Raw genomic sequence first — 3,196 nt, 5'->3', positions numbered from 1 at the left:
GAGCAACCCTGTTGAAGCGCTTCAGTAGCAAAGGTTCCGTGTATGCGACATTTTTTGAAGACAATCACGTCTCCGCACTACTTCGTTGCGAGGCTTCACAAACCTTGGCGGAGTTGCGTCGAATCTTCTCGCTCGAAGATGCCCCTTTGCGGGAGATGCATTGTGAACGAGCTCGCAGACACCTCACGACCAAGGCGAAAAAACTGACGCGCTCGGATATGTTCGAGGCATTGCAGGCTGCTGCTATCACCTTGCTTATCGAGAAACAGGGGCCTTTGCAGGAAAAGGCACGAATCGTATTCCACGAGCGTTTCAACTCCATGCCGGCGCGCGAGAACAGCAACGCGCTTCGGATTCCGCCAGCCAACGCAGACATTCTGAACCTTCCCTCGTTTTTCACGGAGCTGAGGTCCTCCCGATATGTAGAACTCCGGGCTGGCCTTTGGCCAACCTCCACCATGACCAACTTCCGGGATCAGTTTCGGGAGGAAGCGCTGCGCGCGGAATTGTTAGGTTCGGCAGCACGCCTGGGTCACGGCTTGATTGATTTGTACGTGCTGGCAATTCAACAGACTAACAGCATGGCTTCCGGAGCACGGGACGATGACGGTGATGAATCTCAGCATGGCGATCTTTCCCGGATCACCCGTTACCTCGATCGCTTGGAGAGCCAGCGCATTTCCACACCATTGAAACGAGGATGGTCGGCCTATGATGAGCTGGCAGAGATTGCCGGGAACTTTGAGCTGATTCTCGATGTCAATCTGCCTGATGCCCGCACAACGGAACTCTCCGAAGTAAGGAAGGAATTTGGCAATAAACTGCTCGGCAACCAACAGCCAGTGGGTGGCATGTGGGGCTCTGTAAACGGTCGCCTCATCAAACAGTTTCGCATGCCCGGATACCCATTGGTGATGATCACTACGGACCTTGTGCAGGAGGGGGAAGATTTACACACCTTCTGTTCAAGCATCCATCACTACGGCATTTCTTGGACCCCATCCAGCATGGAGCAGCGCACGGGTCGCATTGACCGAGTGCGCTCGCTAACAGAACGGCGTCTCCTCGCGATGGGTTCCGCCAAGGACGAAGATAAACTTCAGGTGCATTTTCCTCACCTGGAGGACACGGTTGAGGTCCTGCAGGTTCGCCGCTTGCTTGAGCGCATGAACCGATTTCTCAAGCTGATGCACGAGGGGCTACAAGTAAAGGAAAGTGAAGAACGCACACTGAATGTGGCCAAGGAGATCCTGCGCCATCATGATCCAGTGCCCGTACTCACAGGCCGTTTGAAGACAGCCTTTCCCGTGAGCGAAGAAAACCTGCACGGAGAGCAAACCCAACTCGCTCGGACACACGGACAGGCCGATGGTTTAGTAGCACGATTCACTGCCTTGCGAGAGATGGGGCGGGACGGTCGGTTGAAATTGGAAGCACCGGAATCCGGCGATGCTGAAAGCGGTAGAATCTTTGGAACGATTCTCATGAAGAACCGGCAACAGCCTTTTGGCCTCTACCTGCATTCCTTTGATCAATACCCGCTCGTCCGTTGCATCAGCCCCGTGGGACGCGTGGCCGACGAGCATGAATTGAACGAGGCCCTGCAACTCCATTCTTTGTTCACGATGCGTATTGGCGCTCTGGAACTGGGTGAAGAAAGCCTGAGCTACGACCTCACCGCCGAGGATGATGTTTTGCTTTCGAAGCCCGATCACGATGCCACGCGCGTGTTGCAACTCATACTTCGTGTTACCGCTCAAGCGGATGAGCTGGAGCGATCGCTTCTTGGAACAGATGAACCTCTAACCACTTTCCGGGAGGATTTGCAACGTGAGTAAACCACTTCAATCATGGAAAAAGCTGGCGAGAGCCAAGGACATTCTCATTGAGCCCAAAGGCATCCTAGTTAGGTTCGCCGATGGGCGATCCCATCGCGTGATCGTGATAGACGAGGCTGACCATTGGATACTGCGTTGTTTGATCGTGCGCCATGCGGACGCGACATTTCATCCGGAGCCAATGCTTGCCGCCGCGATTCGCAATCGCCAATTGCGGCTTTGTGGTCTTAGCGTGGATAAGAGGGGACACCTCTGGGGACAATGCATGGTGCCCAAAGCCGGACTCGACGCAGACGAGTTCCAACTGTGCGCCCGTCATCTGGCTGCCGAGTGTGACCGATTGGAGTACCTGCTGACCGGTCGTGATAGGGAGAAATCCTCACGATAGAAAGAACACCATTTCAACAAATGAAAGCCCCTCTATTTCGAGTCTGACCGCCTAGTCATTCTTACCTGCATCCAGCACCGCCCCGAGCCGTCCCGGGTCACAGACTGCACAGTCCCGCTTGGGCTGGTCTGGCGGCTAATGGCCTGAACAATCCGCCCGAAGGAATCGCGCACCACTTCACGGCAGGTCTGAGCGGTGAGGGCGGCGGCCAGGGCGAGGAAAAACAGGGCAGCGAGGAAGATCGGCCTCATGGGGGTATGACAGCCAATGGAGGAAATACATTCGATCCGGCCGCGGGACGCTCCTCTTTCCATTTCAGCGTCTCGATTTTTCATTAGTTAGTCCACAGTCTCTCCCTGCGGCTGTCCCACCCCTCCGGGTAAAGTGGCGGCAATATGACACGAAATCTCACAGGATCCGACAGGTTTCGAGATCGCCAAAATCTCGGATTTCACCTCAAATACGCAATATTCGTAGACGGCAACGGGGTTCACACCTCCCGCGTTGACCAGCTTAGGCACTTGCCCGCCGTGCATTTGATCCCTAAACGGCTGGAGCAAAAATGATCGATTTCTCCTACACCGGCCACGAGAGCTTTCCGTTGCGTATTAGCTGGCTGCCGAAAGCCGTCGCAGCACTCGAAGCCGGGATTGATCCCTTCAAGGACCCACGCGTGGGAATGACCCACCTTGGCCTAGGCAAAAATATGATCCAGTCGCTCGCATATTGGGTGGTAGTTACTGGACTCGCTAAGAAAACAGCGGAGGGCCTTGAGATCACGAACTTCGCCGAGCAAACGCTCTCTCGGGAAACTGGAAAGGACAAATTCTTGGAGAATACCCAGACTTTATGGCTGCTTCACTGGAATTTATGCCAAGGATGGAAGGAGGAAGAACGCACCCGGCAACCCTACGCATGGTACTACTTTGTCAACAAATTGACGGATGATGAACTCGCTCCGTCCGAAACA

At 54.7% G+C, this 3,196-nt stretch carries 3 protein-coding genes; all 3 read left to right on the top strand.

The window, feature by feature from the left end:
* Positions 1-1,838, top strand: a 1,838-nt coding sequence (locus tag WBG04_RS01285) for a helicase-related protein (RefSeq protein WP_424312529.1), incomplete at its 5' end; no start/stop codon positions are given.
* The gene (locus WBG04_RS01280) at positions 1,831-2,226 is read left to right on the top strand and encodes a hypothetical protein (protein ID WP_424312528.1); all 396 of its coding nucleotides are present in this window, start codon (positions 1,831-1,833) and stop codon (positions 2,224-2,226) included. The genes WBG04_RS01285 and WBG04_RS01280, both read left to right, overlap by 8 nt.
* Before the next feature lie 562 nt (positions 2,227-2,788).
* Positions 2,789-3,196 (top strand): DUF4007 family protein (locus WBG04_RS01275; RefSeq protein ID WP_424312527.1); only part of this gene is annotated, 408 nt, incomplete at its 3' end.

It is taken from the genome of Haloferula sp. (assembly GCF_049672945.1).
Classification (GTDB): domain Bacteria; phylum Verrucomicrobiota; class Verrucomicrobiia; order Verrucomicrobiales; family Akkermansiaceae; genus Haloferula.
The sequence above is the reverse complement of the archived record's forward strand: the minus strand, read 5'-3'. Positions and strand labels throughout refer to the sequence as shown.